Here is a 3,130-nt window from a genome sequence, read left to right on the forward strand (position 1 = left end):
GGCCACCAGCGGTCGCACCTTCGAGACCATCAACCCTGCCACTGGCGAGGTGCTGGCGACCGTTCAGGCTGCCGGACGCGAGGATGTCGACCGCGCCGTTGAAAGCGCGCAGCGTGGGCAAAAAATCTGGGCGGCGATGACCGCCATGGAACGCTCGCGCATCCTGCGTCGCGCCGTCGACCTTCTGCGCCAGCGCAACGATGAGCTGGCGCGGCTGGAGACGCTGGATACCGGGAAACCCCTCAGCGAAACCGCCGCCGTCGATATCGTCACCGGCGCCGACGTGCTGGAGTATTACGCTGGCTTGATCCCGGCGCTGGAAGGTAGCCAGATCCCGCTGCGCGACAGTTCCTTCGTCTATACCCGTCGCGAACCGCTGGGGGTGGTAGCCGGGATCGGCGCGTGGAACTACCCGATCCAGATCGCCCTGTGGAAATCGGCGCCAGCGCTGGCCGCCGGCAATGCGATGATTTTCAAACCGAGCGAGGTCACCCCGCTCACCGCCCTCAAGCTGGCGGAAATTTACAGCGAAGCGGGCCTGCCGGACGGGGTGTTTAACGTCCTGCCGGGGATCGGCGCGGAGACCGGCCAGTATCTGACCGAACATCCGGGTATCGCCAAAATCTCCTTCACCGGCGGCGTCGCCAGCGGCAAAAAAGTGATGGCCAACTCCGCGGCCTCGTCGCTGAAAGAGGTCACCATGGAGCTGGGCGGTAAATCGCCGCTGATTATCGCCGACGATGCCGACCTCGACCTCGCCGCCGATATCGCCATGATGGCCAACTTCTACAGCTCCGGTCAGGTGTGCACCAACGGCACCCGGGTGTTTGTCCCGGCGAAACAGAAGGCGGAATTCGAGCACAAGATCCTCGAACGCGTGGGCCGCATCCGCCCCGGCGATCTGTTTGCCGATGACACCAACTTCGGCCCGCTGGTCAGCTTCCCCCATCGCGACAACGTTCTGCGCTATATCGAGAGCGGCAAACACGAAGGCGCGCGCCTGCTGTGCGGCGGCGAGGCGCTGAAAGGCGACGGTTTCGATAACGGCGCGTGGGTCGCCCCGACGGTGTTTACCGACTGTAGCGACGAGATGACTATCGTGCGCGAAGAGATCTTCGGCCCGGTGATGTCGATCCTCAGCTATACCGACGAAGCGGAGGTCATTCGCCGCGCCAACGCCACCGAATACGGCCTCGCCGCCGGCGTGGTGACGCCCAACCTCAACCGTGCCCACCGTCTTATCCACCAGCTGGAAGCCGGCATCTGCTGGATCAACAGCTGGGGTGAATCCCCGGCGGAGATGCCGGTTGGCGGCTATAAGCACTCCGGCATTGGCCGCGAGAATGGCGTCATGACGCTGCAGAGTTACACCCAGGTGAAGTCCATCCAGGTTGAGATGGGTAAATTCCAGTCCATATTTTAACCAGGAGGTTTTTTTGCAATTTGACTACATCATTATTGGCGCCGGCTCCGCCGGCAACGTTCTGGCAACACGACTGACTGAAGATCCAAACACCACCGTCCTGCTGCTGGAAGCCGGCGGCCCGGACTACCGGTTCGACTTCCGCACCCAGATGCCCGCCGCGCTGGCTTACCCGCTGCAGGGCAAACGCTACAACTGGGCCTACGAAACCGAACCTGAGCCGTACATGAACCATCGCCGCATGGAGTGCGGACGCGGCAAAGGACTGGGCGGCTCGTCGCTGATCAACGGCATGTGCTACATCCGCGGCAACGCGATGGATCTGGACAACTGGGCCAAAGAGCCGGGTCTGGAGCACTGGAGCTATCTCAACTGCCTGCCCTACTACCGGAAAGCGGAAACCCGCGATATCGGGCCTAACGACTATCACGGCGGCGATGGCCCGGTGAGCGTGACGACGCCGAAGCCGGGTAATAATCCCCTCTTCGAGGCGATGGTCACCGCCGGGGTGCAGGCGGGTTATCCGCGTACCGACGATCTCAACGGCTACCAGCAGGAAGGCTTTGGCCCGATGGACCGCACCGTGACGCCGCAGGGCCGTCGCGCCAGCACCGCCCGCGGCTATCTCGACCAGGCGCGCGGTCGCCCGAACCTGACCATCCGCACCCATGCGCTGACCGATCACATTATTTTTGCCGGCAAGCGCGCGGTGGGCGTCGAGTGGCTGGAGGGAGAAAGCACGATCCCGTCAAAAGCGACGGCCAACAAAGAGGTGCTGCTGTGCGCCGGGGCGATTGCCTCGCCGCAGATCCTGCAGCGCTCCGGCGTGGGTAACCCGGAGCTGCTCAGGCAGTTCGATATCCCGGTGGTGCACGATCTCCCCGGCGTGGGTGAGAACCTGCAGGACCATCTGGAGATGTATCTGCAATATGAATGCAAAGAGCCGGTGTCGCTCTACCCGGCGCTACAGTGGTGGAACCAGCCGAAGATCGGCGCCGAGTGGCTGTTCGGCGGCACCGGCATCGGCGCCAGCAACCAGTTCGAAGCGGGCGGTTTTATCCGCAGCCGCGCAGAGTTCGCCTGGCCGAACATTCAGTACCACTTCCTGCCGGTGGCGATTAACTACAATGGCTCCAACGCGGTGAAAGAGCACGGCTTCCAGTGCCACGTCGGTTCAATGCGTTCGCCCAGCCGCGGCCACGTGCGCCTGAAGTCGCGCGACCCGCACGCCCATCCGGCGATCCTGTTTAACTATATGTCCCATGAGCAGGACTGGCAGGAGTTCCGCGACGCCATCCGCATTACCCGCGAAATCATGAACCAGCCGGCGCTGGATAAGTATCGCGGCCGCGAAATCAGTCCGGGAACAGAATGCCAGAGCGATGCCGAGCTGGATGAGTTTGTGCGCAACCACGCCGAGACCGCGTTCCACCCGTGCGGGACCTGTAAGATGGGTTACGACGAGATGGCGGTGGTCGATGGCGAGGGCCGCGTCCACGGTCTGGAAGGCGTGCGGGTGGTCGATGCCTCGATTATGCCGCAGATCATCACCGGCAACCTCAACGCCACCACCATTATGATCGGCGAGAAGATGGCTGACGCCATTCGCGGCCGCCAGCCGCTGCCGCGCAGCACCGCGGCGTATTATGTCGCTGGCGACGCGCCGGTTCGCCGCTAATCGTCTATGCCGCACTTGTCCTTTCCCGT

The 3,130-nt window shown here is 63.2% G+C and carries 2 protein-coding genes; both read left to right on the forward strand.

Features of this window, described 5'->3' with window-relative positions; genetic code table 11:
• On the forward strand, positions 1 to 1,423 hold a 1,423-nt coding region (gene betB / locus AACG97_RS00060), incomplete at its 5' end, for a betaine-aldehyde dehydrogenase (protein WP_338463209.1).
• Between the two features lie 13 nt (positions 1,424 to 1,436).
• Positions 1,437 to 3,101, forward strand: a complete 1,665-nt coding sequence (betA, locus tag AACG97_RS00065) for a choline dehydrogenase (RefSeq protein WP_023322202.1) — start codon at positions 1,437 to 1,439, stop codon at positions 3,099 to 3,101.
• The last annotated feature ends 29 nt before the right edge of the window (positions 3,102 to 3,130 follow it).

Origin of the sequence: Pseudomonas sp. Nvir (genome assembly GCF_963778085.1) — a bacterium.
Lineage (GTDB): Bacteria > Pseudomonadota > Gammaproteobacteria > Pseudomonadales > Pseudomonadaceae > Aquipseudomonas > Aquipseudomonas juntendi.